Raw genomic sequence first — 22,227 nt, forward strand, 5'->3', positions numbered from 1 at the left:
GCCTGAACGCCGGGGCGCTAGAGCAGAACTATCGATGGGAGCGCAGCTATAGTCTGCGGTTATGAACGAGCGAGCGGTGTCGAGCGATGCCTTGACGTCTTTCGCCGTGTTCGCCGAGCACCTCAACTTCACCCGCGCGGCCGCGGAGTTGCGCGTCTCCCAGCCCGCGCTGCACGTCAAAGTCCGCAAGCTGGCCCAGGCCCTGGGCCGGCCGCTCTACCACCGCAGCGGCCGGCAGCTGGTCCTCACCGCGGACGGCGCGGCGGTCGCCCGGTTCGCCCGCGCGCACGACGAACGGCTCGCCGACTTCCTGGCCGAGTTCGCCGGTGTCGTGCCGGGCCGGCCGGTCGTACTGGCCGCGGGCCAGGGCGCCTACCTCTATCTGCTCGGTGACACGATCCGGGCGGTCCTGGCCGAGGAGCCGACCCGGCTGCGCCTGATCACCTGCGACCACCGGCAGATGCTCGCCGCGGTCCGCACCGGACAGGCGCAGCTCGGCGTGAGCGTGCTCGACGTGCTGCCCGAGGACCTGATCGCGGTCAGGCTGGCGACCTTCCCCCAGGTGCTGCTCGTGCCGGACGGCCATCGGCTGGCCCGGCGCCGCGCGGTGACCCTGGCCGACGTGGCCGGTGCCAGCCTGGTCGTGCCACCGCAGCACCGGCCGCACCGGGTGCTGCTGGAGCAGGCGCTGCGCGGCGCCGGGGTCGAGTGGACGGTCGCGGTGGAGGCCGAGGGCTGGCCGCTGATCACCCACTTCGTGGCGCTGGGCGTGGGGCTGGCCATCGTCAACGGGTGCGTGCCGGCGCCGGCCGGGCTGGTCGCCGTACCGGTCGAGGGTCTGCCGCCGGTCACCTATCACGTGGTCCACCAGCCCGCGGCGCTGTCCGATCCCCGGGTGGCCGGCCTGCTGGACCGCATCCTGGCGTAGTCCCGACCACCGTGAACGATTCCTCCGGGCGCCGGCCGATCTCGCCGTTGCGGTCGGTGACGGTGTTGCGGACCCGCCGTAACTTCGAGCTGTGAGCAGTGACGACAGTGAGCCCGTACGTCTCACCCCGCCGGCCGACCCCTGGCTGACCGAGGCGCCGACCTCGGCCATCGGCGATGCCACGGCGGAGCCCGGCGCGGCGGGCCAGGTGCCGCTCGCGGACACGGCCCGCTTCGACGACGCGGTGCCGCCCGGCTGGGTGGCCACGCCCCGGCCCGAGGAGCGGCGTGGCCGCCGGGCGACCCGGTGGATCGTGGCCGTGCTGGCGGCCTGTGCCCTGTTCATCGCCGGGATGCTCGCCATCGATCAGTTCGGGGACAGGTCCGGCGGGGGTAACGACGCACAGGCTCCGGCCCCATCGGTGGGAGCCGACTCCAGGACGAAGGCGGCTGCCACCCCCGCTGTCCAGGCGGGGGACGAACCCGTGGTCGGGGCCAGCAGCCGCCCGGCCGGCACCGGTAGCGTGACGGCGCCCAGTGCCGGCGGCGGCCCCGCGCCCAGTGCCGGCGGTCAGGTCGTGGTCTACGAGGTGACGGCCAGCGGATCGCGCAACACCGGCAGCGTGGACTACACCGACCAGAACGGCGACATCATCCGGCTGCACGGGATCGCCCTGCCCTGGCGCGTCACCTTCGAGGTGACCGGGCAGCGCAAGCCGCTGGTGCTCATCAGCCAGCGCAAGAGCGGCGGCGACGCCGGGCCGGTCACCTGCACCATCACCCTGGACGGCAAGCTCCTCAGCTCCACCACCGCTGACGGCCGGTACGCCGCGCCGCAGTGCAGCGGCTGACTACAGGTACATGCCGGTGGCCGGGGGCGTCATCGGGACGGTCACCGGCTGGGCGCCGGTGCGCAGCGCGTACAGCTCGGCCAGGGTCGCGCCGTGCGGGCCGACGCCGGCGGAGGTGCCCAGCCACGCGACTGCCTCCCCGTACGGCAGGCGCCCGACCTCGATGCTGGCCAGGCACCGCCCCGGCCGGACCACGGCGGGGTGCAGTGTGGCCAGGTCCTCGTTGGTGGTGATCCCGATCAGCGCGTTGCGGCCCTGGCCGAGCAGCCCGTCGGTCAGGTTGAGCAGCCGGGACAGCGACTGGCCGGCGCTGGCCTTGGCGTCGCCGCTGATCAGCTCGTCGCAGTCCTCGAGCATGAGCAGGCGCCAGCGCGGTTCGTCGTCGTCGCCGCTGCCCAGGGCGACGCTCATCAGGTAGGCCGGGTCGCCGAAGAGGCGTTCCGGGTCGAGCACGCAGTCGACCTGGCACCACGAGCGCCACTGCTGGGCCAGGGCCCGCAGGGCGGTGGTCTTGCCGGTGCCCGGCTCGCCGTGCAGCAGGAGCAGCCGGCCGTTGACCGCGGTGCCGTCGATGGCCATGAGCCGTTCCAGGGTGCTCGCCACCGGCCCGGCGTAGTTGCCGCGGATCTTGTCCCACGGGGCCGCGTCGATCTCGCGCTGCACCCGGCGCGGGCCGTGCGCGCCGTAGTGCCAGAAGCCGATCGGCACGCTGTCGTCGGCCGGCTCCGGCTCCTCGACGGCGTCCTCGACGGCGACGGCCAGCACCGACTCGGCCAGCTCGGAGCTGATCGCGGTGACCGTGATCCGGGCCCGGCGGCTCTGCTTCCACCGGGTGACGTGCAGTGTCCAGCCCTCGCCGACCGACAGCCGGCCGTGCCCGTCCTCCTCCACGGCGTCGCGCACGATGCGCGCGTCCTCCGTGGTCAGCAGGGCTTCGGCCCGGACGTTCTCCAGGTACCGGGTGCGGCCGAACGGCTCCCGGCCGGTGACGAAAGCGTCCAGCGCGAGCAGGTCGACCACGTCCACCAGCCGGTCACCGTCATCGACGGCACCGGACAGCGGCAGGGTGGCGGGGGCGGTCGGCGTGGCCGCCGATTCCACCAGGCGGCTGCCGGGCCGGTCGACGGACTGATGGGGGGTACGCATTACCCCATGATCGACCCGAAGTGGGGGATGAGCACCCGGTTTTCCGGCAGGTTGGCCCGAACGGGGCCGCTATGCGGCTGCTCACTCCGGTTTCCCAAGATCCGCGAGCCTCGGTAAGGTGAGGGTTACCTAACCTGAACGGAGTTCGACATGGCGACCCATCCGCTCATCTCGCGCCGGAACCTGCTCTTCGGTGCAGCGGGCGTGGCGGCCGCCGGCCTGCTCGCGGCCTGTGGCGACAGCGACAGCGGCGACAGCCCGAGCCCGGGTGGATCGTCCGCGGCGACCGGTGGCTCGTTCCCGGTCACGGTGACCCACCAGTTCGGCAGCACCACCGTCGAGGAGGCACCGAAGACGGTCGTGTCGCTCGGCTGGGGGGACGCCGACGCGCTGCTCGCCCTCGGTGTCGTCCCGGCCGGCATCCTCGACTGGTTCCAGGCCTGGCCGACCGGCGTCGGGCCGTGGGCCCAGGCCAGGCTCAACGGCGCGAAGCCCACCGTGCTCAAGGGCCCCGAGATTAACTTCGAGAGCGTCGCCACGCTGCGCCCGGACCTGATCACCTTCACCAAGAGCGCCAACACCAAGGCCGAGTGGGACCAGCTGGAGAAGCTGGCCCCGACGCTGTCCGGCCCGGCCGGCACGGCGCCGTACGGCACCACGCTCAAGGACCAGACGCTGCTGATCGCCGAGGCGCTGGGCCGCAAGGCCGAAGGGGAGGCCCTGGTCGCGGCCAACGACAAGGCGCTGGCCGACGCCAAGGCGGCCAACCCGGGATTCGCCGGCAAGAGCGTGGTCGTCGCGGCCGCGTTCAGCGGGCAGTACGGCGCGTACACCCGCGGCGACGGCCGGGTGCAGTTCATGGAGGCGCTCGGCTTCCAGAACTCCCAGAAGATCGAGGACCTCAAGCCGGCCACCTTCTACGCCGAGGTCTCCAAGGAGAAGGTCGGCCTGCTCGACGCCGACCTGACCGTCATCTTCGCCCTGGGCGCCGGCGCCGAGCTCAAGAAAGACACCGTGCTGAACAGCATCCCGTCCGCCCAGGCCGGCCGGCTGCTCATCGTCGACGACGCCGACCTGGTCAACGGCTTCTCCACCAACTCCGTGCTGAGCACCCCGTACGTCATCGAAAAGTTCGTGCCGCTGGTCAAGGCCGCCCTGGCGTGACCAGCACCGCCGCCGAGCGCGCCGGTTACACCCCCCTCGACGCCCGGGTCCGGGCCCGGGGCGGGCTGACCTCCCGTGGCCTGGGGCTGGTCGCCGCGACCGGGGCGCTCGCGGCGGTGGCCGTGCTCAGCATCGTGGTCGGCACCAAACCGATCCCGCTGGACACGGTCTGGGACGCGTTCTTCACCCACGGGGTGAACTCCGAGGACGTCCGGATCGTCCTGGACCTGCGGGTGCCGCGGACGGTCCTCGGGCTGGCCGCCGGGATCGCCCTGGGCCTGGCCGGCGCGCTGATGCAGGCGCTGACCCGCAACCCGCTGGCCGACCCGGGCATCCTCGGCATCAACGCGGGCGCGGCCACTGCCGTCGTGCTCGCCATCCGGGTGCTCGGCATCGCCTCGCTGACCGGCTATATCTGGTTCGCCTTCGCGGGGGCGGCCGGCGCGTTCGCCGTGGTCTACCTGCTCGGCACCCGCGGCCGTTCGGGCGCCTCGCCGGAACGGCTCGCGCTGGCCGGGGCCGCGGTCGGCGCCGCCCTGCTCGCGGTCACCAACGCGGTCGCGCTGCTCGACGTCACCACCTTCGACCGCTACCGGCTGTGGACGGTCGGCACGCTGGCCGGCCGCGACCTCGGCGTGTTCCGGGCGGTGGCGCCGTTCATCCTGGTGGGCGTGCTGCTGGCGCTCGCCCTCGGACCCTCGCTCAACGTGATCGCGCTGGGCGAGGACACCGCCCGCGCGCTCGGCGCCGACCTCAACCGCACCCGGGTGCTCACCGCGGTCGCCGTCACCCTGCTCTGCGGCGCGGCCACGGCGGCGGTCGGGCCGATCGCGTTCGTCGGGCTCGCCGTCCCGCACATCGCGCGCACCCTGGTCGGCCCGGACCAGCGCTGGCTGCTCCCGTACTCGCTGGTGCTCGCACCGACGTTGCTGCTGCTCGCGGACGTCGCCGGCCGGGTGATCGCCCGCCCCGGCGAGGTGCAGGCGGGCCTGATCACCGCCTTCATCGGCGCCCCGGTGTTCCTCGCCGTCATCCTGCGCCGCCGGATCGTGCCGCTGTGAGACGCCGGATCACCGTCCGGGCGCCGGGCCTCGCCGTCCGCCTCGACCTGCGCACGCTGGGGGTCAGCGGGGCCCTGCTGCTGGCTGTGGCCGCCGTCGTGGTCTGGACCGTCGTCGCCGTCGGCGTGCGGCTGCCGGTCGCCGACATCCTCGAGGTCCTCGACGGTGGCGGCCGGCGCGCCGACCGTTTCATCCTGCTCGACCTGCGCCTGCCCCGGGTCAGCCTGGGCCTGCTGGCCGGGGCGGCGCTGGCGATGTCCGGTGCGGTCTTCCAGAGCCTGTCGCGCAACCCGCTGGGCAGCCCCGACATCGTCGGCTTCACCACCGGCTCGGCCACCGGCGCGGTCGTCGCCATCCTCGTGCTCGGCGCCGGCCCGGGCGGGGCCGCGGTCGCGGCCGTCGTGGGCGGCCTGCTCACGGCCCTGATCGTGTACGGGCTCGCGGCGGTCGGCGGGGGTGCCGTCCGGCGCATCGTGCTCGTGGGGATCGGCATCAGCGCGATGCTCGTAGCGGTCAACAGCTACCTGATCAGCCGGGCCCGGGTCGACGCCGCCCAGGCCGCCGCGGTCTGGCTGGTCGGCACCCTGAACGGCCGGACCTGGGAGTACGTGCGCCTGCTGGGCCTGGCCCTGCTGGTGCTCACACCGCTGCTCCTGCTGTTCGGCCGGCGACTGCCGCTGCTGGAGATGGGCGACGACTCGGCGCAGTCCCTCGGCGTACGGGTGAACCGCTCCCGCCTCGTGCTGGTCCTGCTGGCCGTCGCGGTCTGCGCGGTGGCGACCGCCACGACCGGCCCGGTGGCGTTCGTGGCCCTGGCCGCGCCGCAGATCACCCGGCGGCTCACCGGCTCGCCGGCGCTGCAACTGCTCCCGGCGGCGATCACCGGCGCCCTGCTGATGGTGCTCAGCGACTTCGTCGCGCAACGGCTGCTGGCCCCCGCCCAGCTGCCCGTCGGGGTGGTGACCGGCGCGGTCGGCGGGGTCTATCTGGCCTGGCTGCTCGCCGGGCAATGGCGAAAGGGAAACTGATGACCTCGCGGCTGTCCGGGACCGGCCTGACGCTGGCCTACGGCGACCGGGTGATCGCGGCCGGCCTGGACGTGACGATCCCCGACGGCTCCTTCACCGTGATCATCGGACCGAACGCCTGCGGCAAGTCCACGTTGCTGCGCGCCCTGTCCGCGCTGCTCACCCCGAAGCAGGGCGCGGTGGTGCTGGACGGCGCGTCGATCGGCTCGTACCGGGCCAAGGAGGTCGCCCGGCGGCTCGGCCTGCTGCCGCAGACGGCCACCGCCCCGGAGGGCATCTCGGTCGCCGATCTGGTGGCCCGCGGCCGGTACCCGCACCAGAAACTGCTGCGCCAGTGGACACCGGAGGACGAGGACCAGGTCGCCGCGGCCATGGAGGCCACCGGCGTGACCGCGCTGGCGGACCGGGCCGTCGACGAGCTGTCCGGCGGCCAGCGGCAGCGGGTGTGGATGGCGATGGCTCTCGCCCAGCAGACCGGCATCCTGCTGCTGGACGAGCCGACGACGTACCTGGACATCGCCTACCAGATTGACTTGCTGGACCTCTGCGCCGACCTGAACGAGCAGGGCCGGACCCTGGTCGCGGTGCTGCACGACCTCAACCACGCCTGCCGCTACGCGACCCACCTGATCGTGATGAAGGCCGGACGGATCGTCGCGGAGGGCGTACCGGGGGAGATCGTCACCGCGGAGCTGGTCGAGGACGTCTACGGGCTGCGGTGCGAGGTCATCCCGGACCCGCAGACGCGGACGCCGCTGGTGGTGCCGGCGGCCCGCGCCTCGCGGGCCGCCCGCCTGACCCGCTGACGGCCCGCCGCTCAGCCGGAGATCGGGGTCAGGACGAAGACCGGGATGATCCGGTCGGTCTTCGTCTGATACTCCGCGTACGGCGGCCACGCCTCGACCGCCCGTTCCCACCACGCCGCCCGCTCCTCGCCGGAGACCTCGCGGGCCTGGTAGTCCCGCTTGACGTCACCGTCCTGGAGCTCGACGTGCGGGTTCTTGACCAGGTTCCAGTACCAGACCGGGTGGGTGGGGGCGCCGCCCCGGGACGCCACCACCGCGTACTCGCCGTCGTGCTCGACCCGCATCAGCGGCGTCTTGCGGATCTTGCCGGTCTTGGCGCCGACCGAGGTCAGCAGGATGATCGGGCGGCCCTGCAGATCCGCGGCCTCGGTGCCCCCGCTGGCCTCGAACTTCTCCGCCTGTTCCCGGGCCCAGTCCGACGGGCTCGGGGCGTACTCACCGGTCAACGGCATGATTTCCTCCTGATGGCTTGGACAGGTCGAGGGCCATGAGACCGGCTGCGGTCGGCCGGAAGCCGCAGGCCTCGACGTAGAACGACGTCAGGTGAGGCTCATAGTCGACGTGCAGCCACTGGCAGCCCGCCGCCCGGGCGCCGGCCACCGCGGTCGCCACCAGGGTGGTGCCGACGCCATGGCCGCGGGCCTCGGCGGCCACCACGGTGTCCACCAGGAAAGCGTGCACCCCACCGTCCCAGGTCACATTGACGAAGCCGACCAGCACGTCCGCCCGGTGGGCGCAGACCCAGCCCAGACTGTGCCGGTCGAGCCGGCCCTGCCAGTCGATTCCCTGGGCGGAGTACCCGAAACCAGCCGCGTGCAGGGCGTCGAGGGCGGCGTTGTCGAATCCGGCCCGCCAGCCGTAGGTGATAGTCACCGGGCCAGTCTCGGTCATGGGGTCAGCCTGGCCAGCGTCGCGGCCAGCTCGGCGTTGCGCCGGGCGAAGCCCGCCCACGGCGGCGGTGGCTCGTGCGGGGGCCGGGCGCAGCGGCGCTGGCTCCACGAGCGGACCCGGCCGGCCCGCACGGCGAACGACACCAGCCAGCCGTCGGCCCAGCCCTGCACGGTGACGTCGACCGGCTCCAGCGTCGTGACCTGCTGCGCGGCTGTCACCCACTCCAGCGCGCGGATCTCGTCCTGGACGCGGCCGGCCAGCTCGAAGGCGAGCGCGGTGGCGGCTCTGTCGCGTACCGCTTCCAGGGTCTGCCGGGCGGCCGCGACCGCGACCGGATCACGCCGCAGGACCGCCGCGACGGCCTCGGCCAGCTCCTCGCGGTCGGCGGCGTTGACACCGCGCCGGGCGGCCAGCTCCCGCTCGGCGCCGGTCAGGCCCGAGCCCGCGGCCGCGAGCGGATGCACCCGGTGCAGCGCGCTGACCGCGAGCCGGGCGCGCGTGCCGCCGAGATACGGCCCGAAGATCCGCACCCCCGCGACCGGCGGCCCGGCCTCGTGGGTGAGGCGCAGGCCGGTCGTCGCGGGCCGGGCATCAAGACGCAGGTACGCCGGGACTTCCTCGCCGCCGGCCGTCCTGTTCCACCGGGGCAGGGACTCCTCCAGCAGGTTGCGTTCGAGCCAGGCCGCCTCGTGGACCGAGTCGCAGGCCACCGCCTCGATCCGGGTCACCGCCGCCACCATCCGGCGCAGGTGCCGGCGGTCGCGCAGATCGCCGCCGTAGGACCCGACGCGGGCCCGCAGCTCGGTGGCCCGGCCGACGTAGAGCACACGCCCGCGGGCGTCGCGGAACCGGTAGACGCCCGGGTCGCGAGGTAGCCCGGCGGCCAGCCGGCGGATCGGGGAGGTCATCGCGTCAGTATCCGCCGCGGCGGCTCCGATAGCCTTCCGCACATGCCCGCGATCGGTGTCGGTGACATCACCCTCCACTACGAGGAGTCGGGCCGGGGTGCGCCGGTCCTGCTCATCCCCGGCTCGGCGGCCCGCGGCCGCACCTGGGCGCTGCACCAGGTGCCGGCCCTGACCGCCGCCGGCTACCGCACGATCACTCTGGACAACCGCGGCGTCGGCGGCAGCGGCCCGGTGACGTCCGGCCTGACGGTCGAGCAGCTGGTGGCCGACGCGGTCGCGGTGATCGAGCGCGTCGCCGGCGGGCCGTGCCGGCTGATCGGCACCTCGATGGGCGCCCACGTGGTGCAGGAGCTGCTGCTGGTCCGGCCGGAGCTGGTCACCCAGGCGGTGCTGATGGCCAGCCGGGCCCGGCCGGATGTGGTGTCGCTGGCCATGAAGGCCGCGGACCGGGCGATGACCGGTTCCGGCGTCACCCTGCCGCCGGAGTACGACGCGGTCAACCGGGCACTGCAGAACCTGTCGCCCCGCACCCTCGAAGACCCGGAGAGCGCGCAGGACTGGCTGGACATCCTGGAGGTGACCCCGACCGACTGGGCCGACCCGGGTCTGCGCGCGCACGTCGGCGTGACTCTGGACACCGACCGGCGGGCGGCGTACCAGGGCATCCGGGTGCCGACCCTGGTGGTGTCGTTCGGCGATGACCTGATCGCGCCCCCGGCCCGGGGCCGCGAGCTGGCCGACGCGATCCCGCAGGCCCGGTACGCCCGCATCGCGGACGCGGGTCACTACGGCTACCTGGAGCAGCCGGCGGCGGTCAACGACGCGATCCTGGGGTTCTTCGCCGGTGCTTGACCGCATCCTGCCGCCGGCTGTGCGGACGGCTGACGCCCGCTCGGACCCGCCCGCGTCGCTGTTCCCGGCCGAGGCCGCGCTGGTGGCGAACGCCGTGGAGAAGCGCAAGCGGGAATTCACCACGGTACGCAATTGCGCCCGGCTGGCGCTGGCCGAGCTCGGATTCCCGCCGGCCCCGATCCTGCCCGGTGTCCGCGGCGCGCCGGTCTGGCCGGACGGCGTCGTGGGCAGCTTGACGCACTGCGCCGGCTTCCGGGGGGCCGCGGTGGCGCGTACGTCGGAGGCCGGGGGGATCGGCATCGACGCGGAGGAGCACGGGCCGCTGCCGGACGGGGTGCTGGAGCTGGTGGCGTCGCCGGACGAGCGGACGCACCTGGCCGGGCTGGCGTCGGCGCGGCCGGAGGTGCAATGGGGCCGGCTGCTGTTCAGCGCGAAGGAGTCGGTGTACAAGGTGTGGTCGCCGCGGACGGGGGAGTGGCTGGGCTTCGAGGAGGCCGAGGTGAGCTTCGAGCCGGAGACGGCGACGTTCACCGCGCGGGTGCTCGTGCCGGGGCCGTTGCCGGTGCTGACCGGTCGCTATCTGGTCGAGGACGGTCTCGTGCTGACCGCGATAGCCCTGCCGCCGCTATCGTCGCTGACATGAGTGTGTTGCTGCCCGCGCCCGTCCAGGCTGTCTTCGACGCGACCAACGCGGGCGACACCGAAGCGTTCCTCGCGGCTTTCGCGCCGGACGGCGTGGTCGACGACTGGGGCCGGGCATTCCGCGGCCACGAGGCGATCCGGCGGTGGAGCGACGGCGAGAACATCGGCGTTCACACGACCTTCGACGTCACCGAGGTGGCGGTGCAGGACGGCGCCTACGTGGTGACGGCGACGGTGGGTGGTGGCGGCTTCAACGGGCCGAGCCACTTCACGTTCCAGGTCACGAATGAGCACGTGACCCGGATGACGATCAGCGCCTGACACCGCTCAGCGGTCGGCGAACCGTTGGGCGAAGGCCATCAGGTCCCGCCGTTCGATCGCCGCCGCCATCAGGTCCGGGAACGCGTCCGGTGTGCACGCGAAAGCCGGCACACCCAGCGCCGCCAGCGCCGCCGCGTTCTCGTGGTCGTAGGCCGGCGCACCCTCGTCCGACAGCGCCAGCAGCACCACCACCTGCACGCCCGCGGTTTTCATCTCCGCCACCCGGCGCAGCATCTGCTCCCGGACCCCGCCCTCGTACAGGTCGCTGATCAGCACGAAGATGCTGTCCCGGGGCCGGGTGATGAGCTGCCGGCTGTAGCCGATGGCCCGGTTGATGTCGGTGCCACCACCCAGTTGCGTGCCGAACAGCACCTCGACCGGATCACTGAGCTCCTCGGTCAGGTCGACCACCGCCGTGTCGAAGACCACCAGCGACGTCCGCAGGGACCGCATCGAGGCCAGTACGGCCGCGAACACCCCGGAGAACACCACCGAAGCGGCCATCGAGCCGGACTGGTCGACGCAGAGCACCACGTCCCGCTGGATCGCGGTGGCGCGCCGGCCGTACCCGATCAGCCGTTCCGGGATGATCGTGCCCGGCCCCGGCTGGTAGTGCTTGAGGTTCGCCCGGATCGTCCGGTCCCAGTCGATGTCGGCGTGCCGCGGCCGGTTGATCCGCGCGGCCCGGTTCAGCGCGCCGCTGACCGCCGCCCGCGTCTGCTGGGCGACCCGCTTCTCCAGCTCGGTGACCACCTTGCGCACCACCTGCCGGGCCGCGTCCTTGGTGCGTTCCGGCATCACCCTGTTCAACGAGAGCAACGTGCCGACCAGGTGCACGTCCGGCTCGACCGCGGCCAGCATCTCCGGCTCCAGCAGCAGCCGGGTCAATTCGAGCCGTTCGATCGCGTCGGCCTGCATCACCTGCACGACGGTGCTGGGGAAGTACTCCCGGATGTCGCCGAGCCACCGGGCCACCTTCGGCGCCGAACTGCCGAGCCCGGCCGAGCGGGCTGTCCGGCTGCCCTCGCCGTCACCGCCGCCGTCGTACAGGGCTGCCAGGGCCGCATCCATCGCACCGTCGCGGCCCTGGGCCGTACCGAGCGACTCCTCGGCCGGGCCGCCCAGCACGAGCCGCCAGCGCCGCAGCCGCTCGCGCCGGGCGGGATCTTCGCTGTCCGTCATGAGACCTCCCGGCCCAGCAGCGCACTCAAGGTCGGCAGCACCAGGGCCGCCCGGTCGTGGTCCAGCACCAGTGCTTCGCCGGCGGTGCCGCCCGCGCCGCCCGGATCGGCGACGCGCTCCCCGATCGCGCGGCGCTCACCCGCGGCGAAAGCCCCGAAGGTACGGCGCAGCAACGGCAACACGTCGTCGAACGCGTCGGGTGCGATGTCGGCGAGCCACCCGTCGAGCAGTTCGAGCAGCGAGTCGTCGTGCACGAGCAGCAGTCCACCGCCGGCGAGGAAACCCTCGACCCAGGCGGCGCCGTGCGCGGGTGGCGTGCCGACGGTCAACGGCAACCGCAGCCGCCGCTGGACTTCGGCGGTCCCGAGCCGGCCCGCGTCGAGCAGCAGCCGGGTGAACCGCCCGGCGAGCAGCCCGTGCAGATCCGCGCGCCGGGAGGCCGACTCCAATGTGGTCAGCCAGCGGTCACGCAGCTCGTCGTCGTCGAGCAGGCTCACCGCGGAGTGCACGCCGTCGATGTGCACCCGCAACTCCTTGGCGGCCTCGTCGGACAACGAGCCGACGGCGGACGGCAACCCGGCGCAGACCCGGGTCAGCAGACTGGCCGTGACGGTGGCCAGCCCGGCGACATCGGTGCGCCGGACGTCGCCGTACCGCAGGGTGCGGGCCAGGGCGGGAATGGCGGCCATCAGGTGGTTGATGTCGGCGTCGAGCGCGGCCCGGGTGTCGAGCGCGGCCAGCACCGGCGGGTACGCGTCCGCGAGGTCGGCGAGCAGGCACACCTCGACGAGCGCGGTCACGTCACCGAGCGACGCCGCTTTACGGGCCGCGTCGGTCACCTTGGTGGTGGCCGCGGCGACGACGGTGGTGCCGTACATGCTGCCCTCGACCAGCTGGACGGCGAAGTCCGGCAGCCACCGCAGCCGCCACTGCTCCCGGAACGTGCCGGTGCCGCGCTGCGTCGTGTCGGCCTCGCCCCACGGCACCCCGATCGCGCGCAGCCGGTGCAACAGCCGGCTGCGGGCCAGATCGATGTCGCGGCGCAGGTCAAGGTCAAGAACGCGTTCGAGCGCCTCGGCCTTGAGCCGCACGGACCGCTGCTGCGCGGCAAGATCCCGGGCAAGCGGTACGGCGGGCATGGCATCAGGCACGGCGCCGAGCCGCTCACCGACCACCAGCCGCCGATCGATCAGCTCGACCCGCAACGGCTCGCCCTCGCACATGACCGCCTCGGCAGCCTCGGTCACCTCGGCCAGCCCGGCCAGCGGCCGCCCGCGAACCCCGGCCAGCGCCTCGGCGAGCCGGGTGGCCTCGATGACATGCGCGGAGGAGGTGGGCACGCCCTCGGCCCGGAGCACCTGAGCGGCATCGACAAGCCAGCGCGGCACAACATCGTCACCGGTGGTGAACAGGTGGTGGTACCAGCCCGGCGACCGTACCCCGGCGCCGTAGCCGGACCAGGAAGCGAGCCGCCCGTACGTCCACGGCACCCAGGTGAAGACGACCTTGGCCTTCTTCCGCCCCTTGAGCAGAGCCGCATCGTCCCGCGCGGTGACCTTCCGGGCGAGCGCGGGCACGTGCCAGGCCCCGCAGACCACGGCGATGTTCTCGTGGGTGCGGCGCACCTCCCGCAGCACCGTGCGCATGTAGGCCTCCCGCAACAGATCCTCGGGATCCTCGGGCGCGTTCTCCCGGATGGCGGTCATGGCCTCCGCGATGGCCTCGAACGCGGGCATCCCCCGATGCTCGACAACGTCCTCCCACCATCGCTCGGGATCGTCATAACCGGCCGCGGCGGCCAGCTCCCCGATGGGGTCGACCGGGCGCAACCGCGGAACGGGCTCGTCGCCGACGGCTTGGCCGGGGATCTCGCGCTCACTGTCCACAACAGACCTCAGGCCGGCCTGGGCGGCAGGGGAGTTCGCGCTGTCGTGGCGGGCGGGGGGCATGCCGGGCGGGCTTGCCAGTTCTGGGCCGGAGGGGTTTAGGTCGTCGGGCACGGATGGGGCTTCGGCGGTGTTCGGAAGGGCCGCGGGTCCCGGTAGGACGGCGCCCGGCGAAGCCGGGTCGGGAGACGGACGGGTGCCCGTCAGCGCCCGGCGGGGGAAGGATTTAGTCGGTGTCGGTGTCGGTGTCGGTGTCGGTGTCGGTGTCGGTGTCGGTGTCGGTGTCGGTGTCGGTGTCGGTGGCGGGCCCGGCACCGGGAGGGTGGTGCCGCCCGCCGGGTCCGGGAGCGGGTTCATGGCGCCGCCTGCCAAGCCCGGGTTCGGAGGCAAGGCGCCGCCTGCCGGTGCCGGGTCGGGAAGTGGTCCAGCACTTGGTAGTGCCGCGTTGGAAAGCGGGCCGGCACCCTGTGGTGCCGGGTCCGCCGGTGGCGGTCCGGCCGATGGCGGGGCGTCGTGGGGAAGCGAGCCGGCACCCGGTGGGCCCGGGTCGGGAAGCGAACCAGCACCCGGTAGGCCCGCGTCGGGAAGCGGGCCAGCACCCAGTTGTGCCGGGTCGGGACGCGACCCAGCACCCTGTGGTGCCGGGTCTGCCGGGGGTGGTTCAGCCGACGGCGAGGCGTCGTGGGGAAGCGAGCCGGCACCCGGTGGTGCCGGGTCCGGAGGCGGCGGCCCAGCCGACGGCGGCGCATCGGGCGTCCGGTTGTCGGTCAACCGATACGCATACGGCAGGTCGAAGAACCGGACCGGCACCCCCCGCTCCGCCGCCCACCGCATCGCCTGCCATTCCGGGGAGAACACCGCGAACGGCCAGAACGCCGCCCGTCCCGGGTTTTCCGCCGCGTAGCCCAGCAGCGCCACCGGTGGTTCCAGGCCGGGGTCGGCCACCCAGCGGACCAGGTCGTCCGCTTCCGGGGGGCCTTCGATCAGGACGATGTCCGGTTGCTGGCGGTCGAGCTCCTGCACCACCGCCCGGGCCGAGCCGGGGCCGTGGTGGCGGATGCCGTAGAGCCGTTCAGGCATCGCGGGCGGCTCGGTAGAAGTCGCGCCAGCCGGTGCGTTCGCGGACGACTGTTTCCAGGTATTCGCGCCAGACGACGCTGTCGGAGGCCGGGTCCTTGATGACCGCGCCCACGATGCCGGCGGCTACGTCGCTGGGGTGCAGGTGGCCGTCGCCGAAGTGGGCGGCCAGGGCCATGCCGCTGGTGATCACCGAGATCGCTTCGGCCGGGGACAGGGTGCCGGTGGGGGATTTCAGCTTGGTGCGGCCGTCCTCGGTGAGGCCGGTGCGCAGCTCGCGGAAGATCGTCACGACCCGGCGGATCTCCTCCAGGGCGGTGGGGACCTCGGGCAGGTCCAGGGACTTGCCGAGCTGGCCGACCCGGCGGGCGACGATCTCCACCTCTTCGTCGGCCGACGCCGGCACGGGCAGGACCACCGTGTTGAACCGGCGGCGCAGCGCGCTGGACAGCTCGTTGACGCCGCGGTCGCGGTCGTTGGCCGTGGCGATCAGGTTGAAGCCGCGCTGGGCCTGGACCTCGGTGTTGAGCTCCGGGACCGGCAGGGTCTTCTCGGACAGCACGGTGATCAGGGCGTCCTGCACGTCGGACGGGACGCGGGTCAGCTCCTCCATCCGGGCGATGGTGCCGGTCTGCATGGCCCGCATCACCGGGCTGGGCACCAGGGCCGCCTCGGACGGGCCCTCGGCGATCAGGCGGGCGTAGTTCCAGCCGTACCGGATGGCTTCTTCGGCGGTGCCGGCCGTGCCCTGCACCAGCAGGGTCGAGTCGCCGGAGATGGCGGCGGCCAGGTGCTCGGACACCCAGGTCTTGGCCGTGCCGGGCACGCCGAGCAGCAGCAGCGCCCGGTCCGTGACCAGCGTGGACACCGCGACCTCGATCAGCCGGCGCGGCCCCACGTACTTCGGGGTGATCTTGGCGCCGTCGCCGAGCAGGTACGTCACCACCGCCTGCGGGGACAGCCGCCAGCCGGGCGGGCGCGGGCGCTCGTCCGTCGCGGCGAGCAGGGCCAGCTCCTCGGCATACTGGTCCTCGGCGTGCGGTCGCAGTGCGGTCACTCGGGCTCCCTGTGTGTCCCTGCGGGCGGTGGGGTGATGCCGGGAACGTTACTCAGGCCCCCCGACAAGATGGGCCGGTCAGCGCAGCTCCTGCAGCATCTCGTAGCGGAAGTCGAGGATCCGGGCCAGGTCGGCCACCGGGCGGACCCGGGACACGTCGCCCTGCTGCTGATCGAGCTCCTCGGCCAGCCGCGCCACCGGCACCGCGTAACGGGGCGGCATGGCCGGCGCGGCCGCCCGGCACAGCTCGGCCAGCTGCCAGCTGTGCTTGTCCGTCCGCGCGCGGTGGGCGATCGTCTCGACGACCGCGACCGCCAGCTCCTCCGGCCATTCGCCCGGGTGCACCGCGAGCAGCCGGTGGGCCAGGTGGTCCTCGCGGCGCAGGAAGTCGGCGGCGATCCGGGCCAGGTCGGCGGGTGGCAGCAGCAGGTGCAGATCCCACCGCACCGCCTCGCGCAGCTTGGCCGCGTCATCGCCGGTGTCGTTGAAGACGAGCGCCGTGGCCCACTCGGACTCGGCCTGGACGATGGCGGCCTTGGCCCAGCCGTGCAGCAGCGGCGTCTCCCAGTCGTGGCCGCGGGCCAGGGCCACAACCGCGGCGGGGCTGCGGCCGAATGCGGCGGTCCAGCTGCTCAGCGGCGTGCCGGCGATGACCTCCTCCAGCAGCCAGGCCTGCACTCCCGTGCCGCGCGCGGGCTGTGCCGCCACGCCGTCGCGCCGCAGCTCCGGCGTCAGCTCCGCGGGCGGGGTGACGACGAGCCGGCCTTCCCAGCGCACCGCCTCGTGCGCCCGCACAGTCATCCGTCGGGCCAGCGCTGATCCGGGAAGTCGTTGCAGCAGGTCGAGAGCGGTCTCCCGGACCTCCTTGCGGCGGTCGTCGAGCGTCTGCTCCAGGAAGGCGTCGTCCGCCGGGGACAGGCCGGTGTCGAGAGCGGCCACGAAACGGGCGCGGTCGTCGGGCGCCTCCGTCGCCCAGGTGCTCTGCAGCAGAGCCAGAGCGGCGGCCGGATCGGTGGCGCGCAACCGGGACAGGTACGCCAGCCGTTCGCCCGCCGTGCCGGTCTCCCACACCTCCGGATCGCTGGGCACCCCGGCCGCGGGGGCCTCGTCGCGCAGCCACCGCCAGTCGGGCCGCATCGCGGCCAGCCAGGTGCCGCGGTTGCCCGCCACCTTGCCGAGCGCGGGCCGGATCGCCGCGTTGCGCCGGCCCGCGTCCAGCAGCGCCGGCAGCGTCTCGGGCGGCACGTGGCCGCCGTGCGTGGCGGCGGCCGTGAGCCACTGGGCCAGCAGCTCCTGCACCTGCTGAGCGCCGCCGGGCGCCGCGCCGTCGGTGAGCAGGCGGATCAGCCGGGCCTCGGCGGCCTGGGGGAACGGGGCATCGACCTCCGCGGGCGCGGGCTCGACCGGCGCATGGCCGAGCTCCGGGGTGACCCCGGCCCGGCGGTACGTCAGTGCGGTCGCCGCGGCCTCCAGCAGCGAGGTCTGGCCGGTGTGCAGCTCGCGGTCACCGATGTGGACTGTCGGCGAGGCCCACGGCCGCCGAGCCGTCCCCACCAGCGCCGCCGCGAGCAGATCGGCCGGCAGCTCGGGCCGGCGTGCCGTTGCGGGGCCGGGGGCCGGTGCGGCGGCCGGGACGTGCCGGCCGTGGACCCAGGCGGCGAGCGGCCGCAGCCCTGCGGGCGACCATTCACCCGCGACGGTGGCCGGTGCGCCCCCGGCCGCCGCCAGCAGCCACCAGGGCTCTCGATGGCCGGGCGCCAGCGGCAACGACTCTCCGGCGGTGTCGGTGAGGAACCCGTCGGCGCTGGGCGCGACGCCGCCGAGCAGCATCGGCGCGTCCGTCCGCCACGGCTCGGCCGCGACCGTGGTCGCCCAGCCGGCCAGGGCGGACCGCAGCCCGGCCGCGCCGGCCGGCGCGGTCAGTGGCCGTGGTGGGCCGAACTGCTCGCGCACGAGCGCGCGCAGCGGCGCGGCCCCGGGATAGAAGCAGAGCGCCGCGTCGAGGACGCTGCCCGGCACGAGTTCGGCGGACAGGGACTGGCCCGGCGCGGCGAACGACAGGACCAGCGCGAACCGCCGGGTCGTGGCCCCCAGCAGCCAGGTGCGCCGGGTGGTGATCGCGCCCTCGTCGCTGTCGACCTGGCCCAGGATCTGCCAGTGGTCGCGGACCGGCGTCGTCGCGAGCACGTCCTCCTGGCTGACCGGGAAGCCGATCCGGGACCGGACCGTGGCGGCCAGGGCGGGCGGCAGAGAGTCGAGGCGTTCGTGACCGGCGACCAGCAGGCGGATCATCGCGAGGCCGCCGAGCAGCCGGTCGGCCCAGTGCGGGCCGACGCCGGCCGCGCCACCGAGGCGCCGGACCGCCGAGGCCACCGTGGGGGCCTGCGCGTCCACGAGGCGGGCGGCCATCGTCTCGTACGGCTGGCGCCCCGCCTGTTGCGCCCCGGCCAGCCCCTGCTGCACCTGGTCGTCCAGCCATCGCCGCAGCTCGGCCATCCCCGTCGCGACCCGCTCGGCGCGCTGCTGCCCGCGCTTGCGGGCACCTTCCGGGTCCACCGGCCCGGGCTGCCGGGGTGCGGCCCGCGCCGCCCGGCCCGCCAGCCATTCCGTCACGAAGGCCGGTGCCGTGCCGGCCGGCTCGATCCCGCCGCCCTCGGCCCAGAGCAGGAGCAGCCCCAGCGCGTGCTTGCACGGGAACTTCCGGCTCGGGCAGGAGCACTTGTAGGCCGGGCCGGCCAGGTCGACGCACACCTGATAGGGCTGCCGGCCACTGCCGCGGCAGAGCCCCCACAACGCCTCGCCGAGCAGCCCGGTCTCCTGCCACTTGGCGGCGCTGCTGACCCCGCGCGCACCCTTCAGCGAGCTCGCGTCGGGGGCGAGCGCGGTGACTCGGGTGGCACTCCAGCGTTCAACGGGCACTGTCGCACTCTAGGGGCCGGGTACGACAAAACGCGGCCAACTAACTAGTTAGTCGGCTAGGCTGGCCGGCATGGTCCGCGATGCTGAGGACACCAGGAGGCGGCTGCTGGAGGCCGCGGCGACCGAGTTCGCCGAGCGGGGCATCGCCGGTGCCCGGGTCGACCGGATCGCGGCCGCCGCCGCGGCCAACAAGGCGCTGATCTACTCCTACTTCGGCAACAAGGAGGATCTGTTCGACGCCGTGTTCCACGCGCTGGTGGTGGACACCGTCGAGGACGTGCCGATCGATGCGGACGATCTGCCCGGCTACGCGGCCCGGCTGTTCGACCGCGTCCAGCAGCAGCCGTACGCGTTGCGCCTGGCCCTGTGGCACTCCCTGGAGCGCGGCAGCGCGACCATGCCGGCCGCCGTCGTCGCGGCCGACGAGCAGAAGGTCGCCGCCATCGCGGCCGCGCAGCGGGCCGGCCGGATCAGCGACCGCTTCCCGCCCGGGGAGCTCCTGGCCGTGGTCACCGGCCTGTCCGTGCTGGGCTCGCCGGATCTGGTCCTGACCCACACCGCGGGGCCCGACGGCCTCGCCGCACGCCGCCGGACGGTCGTCGAGAGCGTCCGGATCCTCACCGCGAAGGACTCCCCATGAAGGTCATCATCTTCGGCGCGACCGGCATGGTCGGTCAGGGCGCGCTGCGCGAGAGCCTGCTGGCCGCCGACGTCGAGCAGGTGCTGTCCGTCGGGCGCCGGCCGACCGGGGTCCGGCATCCGAAGCTGCGCGAGGTCACCCTGGCCGACTTCACCGATCTGACGCCGATCGAGGACGAGCTGCGCGGCTACGACGCCTGCTTCTACTGCCTGGGCGTCTCCTCGGTCGGGCTCGACGAGGCGGCGTACACGAGGATCTCGTACGACTATCCGGTCGCGGCCGCGCACACGCTGGCCGGGCTGAACCCGGCGACGACCTTCGTCTACGTGTCAGGCGCGGGGACCATGCCCGACGGCCGGCAGATGTGGGCGCGGGTCAAGGCCCGGACGGAGATCGAGGTCATCAAGACCTTCCCGAACGGGTACGGCTTCCGTCCCGGCTTCATCCAGCCGACCCACGGCGCCACCTCGAAGACCGGCCTCTACCGGGTGATCTACACGCTGTCCGCGCCGCTGATCCCGGCCCTGTTCAAGATCGCGCCGAAGTACGTGACCAGCACCGACCGCCTCGGCCGGGCCATGCTCCGGGCCGCGCGCACCGGTTTCGCCACCCGCATCGTGGAGAACGCGGACCTGCGCTGACGTCCCGGCCAGCACCGCGCCGAAGGCGAGCAGCATGCCCAGCACCTGCACCGGCGTGAGCCCCTGACCCAGGGCGGCCCACCCGACGGCGGTCGCCACCACCGGCGAGAGCAGCGCGAGCAGCGAGACCCGGGCCGCGGGCAGGCGGTCCAGGCCGCGGAACCAGATCGTGTACGCCAGCGCGGTGCCGACCAGCGACAGGTACGCGTACCCGGCGACGTTCACGCCGGTGAGTGTCGCCGGCAGTCCTTCGACGCCGAGCGCCAGTGGAGTGAGCAGCAGTCCGCCGGCGGTGAGCTGCCACCCCGTGGTCGTGAGCAGTGACGCGTCCGGGCGTCCCCAGCGCTTGGTCAGCACCAGGCCCAGGGCCATCGACGCCGTCCCGGCCAGCCCGGCCAGCAGCCCGATCGGGTCGAGCCGGGCTTCGGCGGTCAGCACGGCGAGCGCGACCCCGCCCGCACCGACCACCGCGGCCAGCACCGTCCGCAGCTGGACCCGCTCGGTCAGCAGCAGCACGGTCAGCCCGGCGACGAGCAGGGGTTGCGCCGCGCCGAGCACCGCCGCCATCCCGCCGGGCAGCCGGTACGCGCTCACGAACAGCAGAGCGAAGAACACGCCGATGTTGAGCGTCCCGAGCACCGCCGAGCGCCACCACCAGTCGCCGCGGGGGAGCCGGCGGGTCAGGGCGACCAGCAGCAGCCCGGCGGGCAGGGCGCGCAGCGCGGCGGCGAGCAGGGGCCGTCCAGGCGGCAGGAACTCGGTGGTGACGGCGTAGGTGGTGCCCCAGACGACCGGGGTCAGGGCGGTGACCAGCAGAACCGGCGGGCGCATCCGAACTCCCTCGACGAAAAGTATCTCGACATCAAGAGACTTGCCCATGATTGCCTTCTTGTCAAGAAGCTCGACATCGAGAGAATGGGGTGGTGGCACACACCGACGGCGTCGACCGGATCACCGAGCAATGGCGCCGCGAGCGTCCCGACCTGGAGACGACGGCGATGGCGGTGTTCGGCCGGATCTACCGGCTGGCCCGGATCGCCGGTGACGAGGGCGAACGGGCGTACGCGGACTTCGGCATCGGCCGCGCGGAGTTCGACGTCCTGGCGACGCTGCGCCGGTCGGGGGAGCCGTACGAGCTGTCGCCGGGGGCCCTGGCCGCCTCGATGATGCTCAGCACCGGCGGCACCACCGCGCGGCTCGACCGGCTGGAGAAGGCCGGCCTGGCCGAACGCCGCCCGTCACCCTCGGATCGCCGCGGCGTGCTGGTCAGGCTGACCCCGAAGGGCATCGACGTGGTCGACCGGGCCGTGGCCGCCGGTCTGGCCCGGCAGCAGAGCCTGCTGAGCCACCTGTCACCGGCCGACCAGCGCCGGCTGGCCGACCTGCTCAGAGCCGCGCTGGAGCCGCACGACAGCTAGGGCTTGCGGGCGACCGCGCCGTACATGGCGATGTGGGCCGGGTCCGGGCGGGGCTCCGGCTCGGACTCCGCGCGCCACTCGCTGACCGGGGTGACACCCGGCTCGACCAGCTCCAGCCCGGTGAACAGGTCGGTGAACTCGGCGCGGTCCCGGGGCCAGATGTTGGTCACGCCGGCCGCCAGCGCGGCGTCGTAGTCCGCCGCCATCTTCGCGGGCAACGGGTCCTTGGTCGCGTTGGTCACCACGAGGAAACTGCCGCTGGGCAGCGCGTCCATCAGCGCGCGGACGATCGGCCGGCCGGCGCCGTACCCCTGGACGAAGTGCAGCACCGCGACCAGCATCAGCGCGACCGGCTCGCCCAGGTCGAGGGTCGCCCGCAGGTCCGGGTCGGCCAGGATCTGCTCGGGCGACCGCAGGTCGGCCTCGATGTAGGTGGTGCGGCCCTCGGGCGTGCTGGTCAGTAGCGCCCGGGCGTGCACCATCACCATCGGGTCGTTGTCGACGTAGACGACCCGGCTCTCCGGCGCGATGCGCTGCGCCACCTCGTGGGTGTTGTCCGCCGTGGGCAGGCCCGTGCCGATGTCCAGGAACTGCCGGATGCCCGCCTCCGCGGCCAGGTGGCGGGTGGCCCGCTGCAGGAAGCGGCGGTTCTCCAGCGCGGCCAGCCGGGCCGTCGGGAAGGTCCTGAGGATCTCGTCGCCGGACGCCCGGTCGACCGCGAAGTTGTCCTTGCCGCCGAGCCAGTAGTTGTACCGGCGGGCGGGCTGCGCGGTCGTGCTGTCGATCTGGTCGCTCACGGGACCTCCAGGG

21 protein-coding genes and 2 pseudogenes are annotated in these 22,227 nt (G+C 73.7%); 12 read left to right on the forward strand and 11 right to left on the reverse strand.

The features are described from left to right. Positions 1-61 precede the first annotated feature (61 nt). Together ACWEOZ_RS01745 and ACWEOZ_RS01750 are read left to right on the forward strand one after the other, a co-directional pair. Positions 62-928 (forward strand): LysR family transcriptional regulator, encoded by an 867-nt coding sequence (locus ACWEOZ_RS01745; RefSeq protein ID WP_451908855.1) that lies wholly within the window; start codon positions 62-64, stop codon positions 926-928. A gap of 91 nt (positions 929-1,019) precedes the next feature. Continuing rightward, on the forward strand, positions 1,020-1,778 hold the full coding sequence (locus ACWEOZ_RS01750; RefSeq protein WP_451908856.1) for an MmpS family transport accessory protein: 759 nt from the start codon (positions 1,020-1,022) through the stop codon (positions 1,776-1,778). On the opposite strand, the gene ACWEOZ_RS01755 is transcribed toward ACWEOZ_RS01750, so the two are convergent. After that, complete coding sequence (locus tag ACWEOZ_RS01755) at positions 1,779-2,924, reverse strand: DUF5925 domain-containing protein (protein WP_451908857.1); 1,146 nt, start codon at positions 2,922-2,924, stop codon at positions 1,779-1,781. A gap of 150 nt (positions 2,925-3,074) precedes the next feature. Between ACWEOZ_RS01755 and ACWEOZ_RS01760 the strand changes: the two genes are divergently transcribed. From ACWEOZ_RS01760 to ACWEOZ_RS01775, 4 genes are all read left to right on the forward strand, one after another. After that, a complete protein-coding gene (locus ACWEOZ_RS01760; RefSeq protein ID WP_451908858.1) occupies positions 3,075-4,088 on the forward strand; it encodes an ABC transporter substrate-binding protein in 1,014 nt (337 codons plus the stop codon). Between the two features lie 65 nt (positions 4,089-4,153). After that, a complete protein-coding gene (locus tag ACWEOZ_RS01765) occupies positions 4,154-5,149 on the forward strand; it encodes a FecCD family ABC transporter permease (protein ID WP_451908928.1) in 996 nt (331 codons plus the stop codon). Beyond that, a complete protein-coding gene (locus ACWEOZ_RS01770) occupies positions 5,146-6,177 on the forward strand; it encodes a FecCD family ABC transporter permease (RefSeq protein ID WP_451908859.1) in 1,032 nt (343 codons plus the stop codon). The genes ACWEOZ_RS01765 and ACWEOZ_RS01770 overlap by 4 nt, the downstream gene beginning before the upstream one ends. Further along, on the forward strand, positions 6,177-6,983 hold the full coding sequence (locus tag ACWEOZ_RS01775) for an ABC transporter ATP-binding protein (protein WP_451908860.1): 807 nt from the start codon (positions 6,177-6,179) through the stop codon (positions 6,981-6,983). The genes ACWEOZ_RS01770 and ACWEOZ_RS01775 overlap by 1 nt, the downstream gene beginning before the upstream one ends. A gap of 11 nt (positions 6,984-6,994) precedes the next feature. Here ACWEOZ_RS01775 and ACWEOZ_RS01780 read toward each other — a convergent pair whose 3' ends face one another. The 3 genes from ACWEOZ_RS01780 to ACWEOZ_RS01790 are packed head-to-tail and all read right to left on the reverse strand — an operon-like array spanning position 6,995 to position 8,782. Then, a complete protein-coding gene (locus ACWEOZ_RS01780) occupies positions 6,995-7,435 on the reverse strand; it encodes a nitroreductase family deazaflavin-dependent oxidoreductase (protein ID WP_451908861.1) in 441 nt (146 codons plus the stop codon). Further along, complete coding sequence (locus tag ACWEOZ_RS01785; RefSeq protein WP_451908862.1) at positions 7,419-7,874, reverse strand: GNAT family N-acetyltransferase; 456 nt, start codon at positions 7,872-7,874, stop codon at positions 7,419-7,421. The genes ACWEOZ_RS01780 and ACWEOZ_RS01785 overlap by 17 nt, the downstream gene beginning before the upstream one ends. After that, the gene (locus ACWEOZ_RS01790) at positions 7,871-8,782 is read right to left on the reverse strand and encodes a GIY-YIG nuclease family protein (protein ID WP_451908863.1); all 912 of its coding nucleotides are present in this window, start codon (positions 8,780-8,782) and stop codon (positions 7,871-7,873) included. The genes ACWEOZ_RS01785 and ACWEOZ_RS01790 overlap by 4 nt, the downstream gene beginning before the upstream one ends. 42 nt (positions 8,783-8,824) lie before the next feature. Here ACWEOZ_RS01790 and ACWEOZ_RS01795 point away from each other — a divergent pair, with 42 nt between their 5' ends. From ACWEOZ_RS01795 to ACWEOZ_RS01805, 3 genes are read left to right on the forward strand one after another with little or no spacing between them, the layout of a single operon-like run. Further along, a complete protein-coding gene (locus ACWEOZ_RS01795; protein ID WP_451908864.1) occupies positions 8,825-9,634 on the forward strand; it encodes an alpha/beta fold hydrolase in 810 nt (269 codons plus the stop codon). Further along, positions 9,627-10,277: a 4'-phosphopantetheinyl transferase family protein gene (locus tag ACWEOZ_RS01800; protein WP_451908865.1), complete on the forward strand. Its 651-nt coding sequence runs from the start codon at positions 9,627-9,629 to the stop codon at positions 10,275-10,277. The genes ACWEOZ_RS01795 and ACWEOZ_RS01800 overlap by 8 nt, the downstream gene beginning before the upstream one ends. Further along, on the forward strand, positions 10,274-10,597 hold the full coding sequence (locus tag ACWEOZ_RS01805; RefSeq protein WP_451908866.1) for a nuclear transport factor 2 family protein: 324 nt from the start codon (positions 10,274-10,276) through the stop codon (positions 10,595-10,597). The genes ACWEOZ_RS01800 and ACWEOZ_RS01805 overlap by 4 nt, the downstream gene beginning before the upstream one ends. A gap of 6 nt (positions 10,598-10,603) precedes the next feature. Here the strand turns inward: ACWEOZ_RS01805 and ACWEOZ_RS01810 are convergent, their stop codons facing one another. The 5 genes and pseudogenes from ACWEOZ_RS01810 to ACWEOZ_RS01830 all read right to left on the reverse strand — a co-directional run bounded on the left by ACWEOZ_RS01810 (position 10,604) and on the right by ACWEOZ_RS01830 (position 18,718). Next, positions 10,604-11,779 (reverse strand): VWA domain-containing protein, encoded by a 1,176-nt coding sequence (locus ACWEOZ_RS01810; RefSeq protein WP_451908867.1) that lies wholly within the window; start codon positions 11,777-11,779, stop codon positions 10,604-10,606. Next, on the reverse strand, positions 11,776-13,665 hold the full coding sequence (locus tag ACWEOZ_RS01815; RefSeq protein WP_451908929.1) for a DUF5682 family protein: 1,890 nt from the start codon (positions 13,663-13,665) through the stop codon (positions 11,776-11,778). The genes ACWEOZ_RS01810 and ACWEOZ_RS01815 overlap by 4 nt, the downstream gene beginning before the upstream one ends. Positions 13,666-14,403: 738 nt before the next feature. Next, positions 14,404-14,745 (reverse strand): annotated as a pseudogene (locus tag ACWEOZ_RS01820) (DUF5682 family protein); the annotation flags it as partial. After that, on the reverse strand, positions 14,738-15,799 hold the full coding sequence (locus ACWEOZ_RS01825) for an ATP-binding protein (protein ID WP_451908868.1): 1,062 nt from the start codon (positions 15,797-15,799) through the stop codon (positions 14,738-14,740). The pseudogene ACWEOZ_RS01820 and the gene ACWEOZ_RS01825, both read right to left, overlap by 8 nt. A 78-nt stretch (positions 15,800-15,877) precedes the next feature. Then, positions 15,878-18,718, reverse strand: coding sequence for a DUF5691 domain-containing protein (locus ACWEOZ_RS01830; protein WP_451908869.1), 2,841 nt, complete (start codon positions 18,716-18,718; stop codon positions 15,878-15,880). A 70-nt stretch (positions 18,719-18,788) separates the two neighbouring features. Here ACWEOZ_RS01830 and ACWEOZ_RS01835 point away from each other — a divergent pair, with 70 nt between their 5' ends. Together ACWEOZ_RS01835 and ACWEOZ_RS01840 are read left to right on the forward strand one after the other, a co-directional pair. Beyond that, on the forward strand, positions 18,789-19,358 hold the full coding sequence (locus ACWEOZ_RS01835) for a TetR family transcriptional regulator (RefSeq protein WP_451908870.1): 570 nt from the start codon (positions 18,789-18,791) through the stop codon (positions 19,356-19,358). Then, a complete protein-coding gene (locus ACWEOZ_RS01840; protein WP_451908871.1) occupies positions 19,355-19,999 on the forward strand; it encodes an NAD-dependent epimerase/dehydratase family protein in 645 nt (214 codons plus the stop codon). The genes ACWEOZ_RS01835 and ACWEOZ_RS01840 overlap by 4 nt, the downstream gene beginning before the upstream one ends. A gap of 69 nt (positions 20,000-20,068) precedes the next feature. Here ACWEOZ_RS01840 and ACWEOZ_RS01845 read toward each other — a convergent pair. Further along, positions 20,069-20,878, reverse strand: a pseudogene (locus ACWEOZ_RS01845) (EamA family transporter); the annotation flags it as partial. Between the two features lie 44 nt (positions 20,879-20,922). Between ACWEOZ_RS01845 and ACWEOZ_RS01850 the strand changes: the two are divergent. Next, a complete protein-coding gene (locus tag ACWEOZ_RS01850) occupies positions 20,923-21,417 on the forward strand; it encodes a MarR family winged helix-turn-helix transcriptional regulator (RefSeq protein ID WP_451908872.1) in 495 nt (164 codons plus the stop codon). On the opposite strand, the gene ACWEOZ_RS01855 is transcribed toward ACWEOZ_RS01850, so the two are convergent. Beyond that, the gene (locus ACWEOZ_RS01855) at positions 21,414-22,214 is read right to left on the reverse strand and encodes an SAM-dependent methyltransferase (protein WP_451908873.1); all 801 of its coding nucleotides are present in this window, start codon (positions 22,212-22,214) and stop codon (positions 21,414-21,416) included. The genes ACWEOZ_RS01850 and ACWEOZ_RS01855 overlap by 4 nt on opposite strands. Positions 22,215-22,227: the final 13 nt, after the last annotated feature.

Source organism: Actinoplanes sp. NPDC004185, assembly GCF_053603475.1.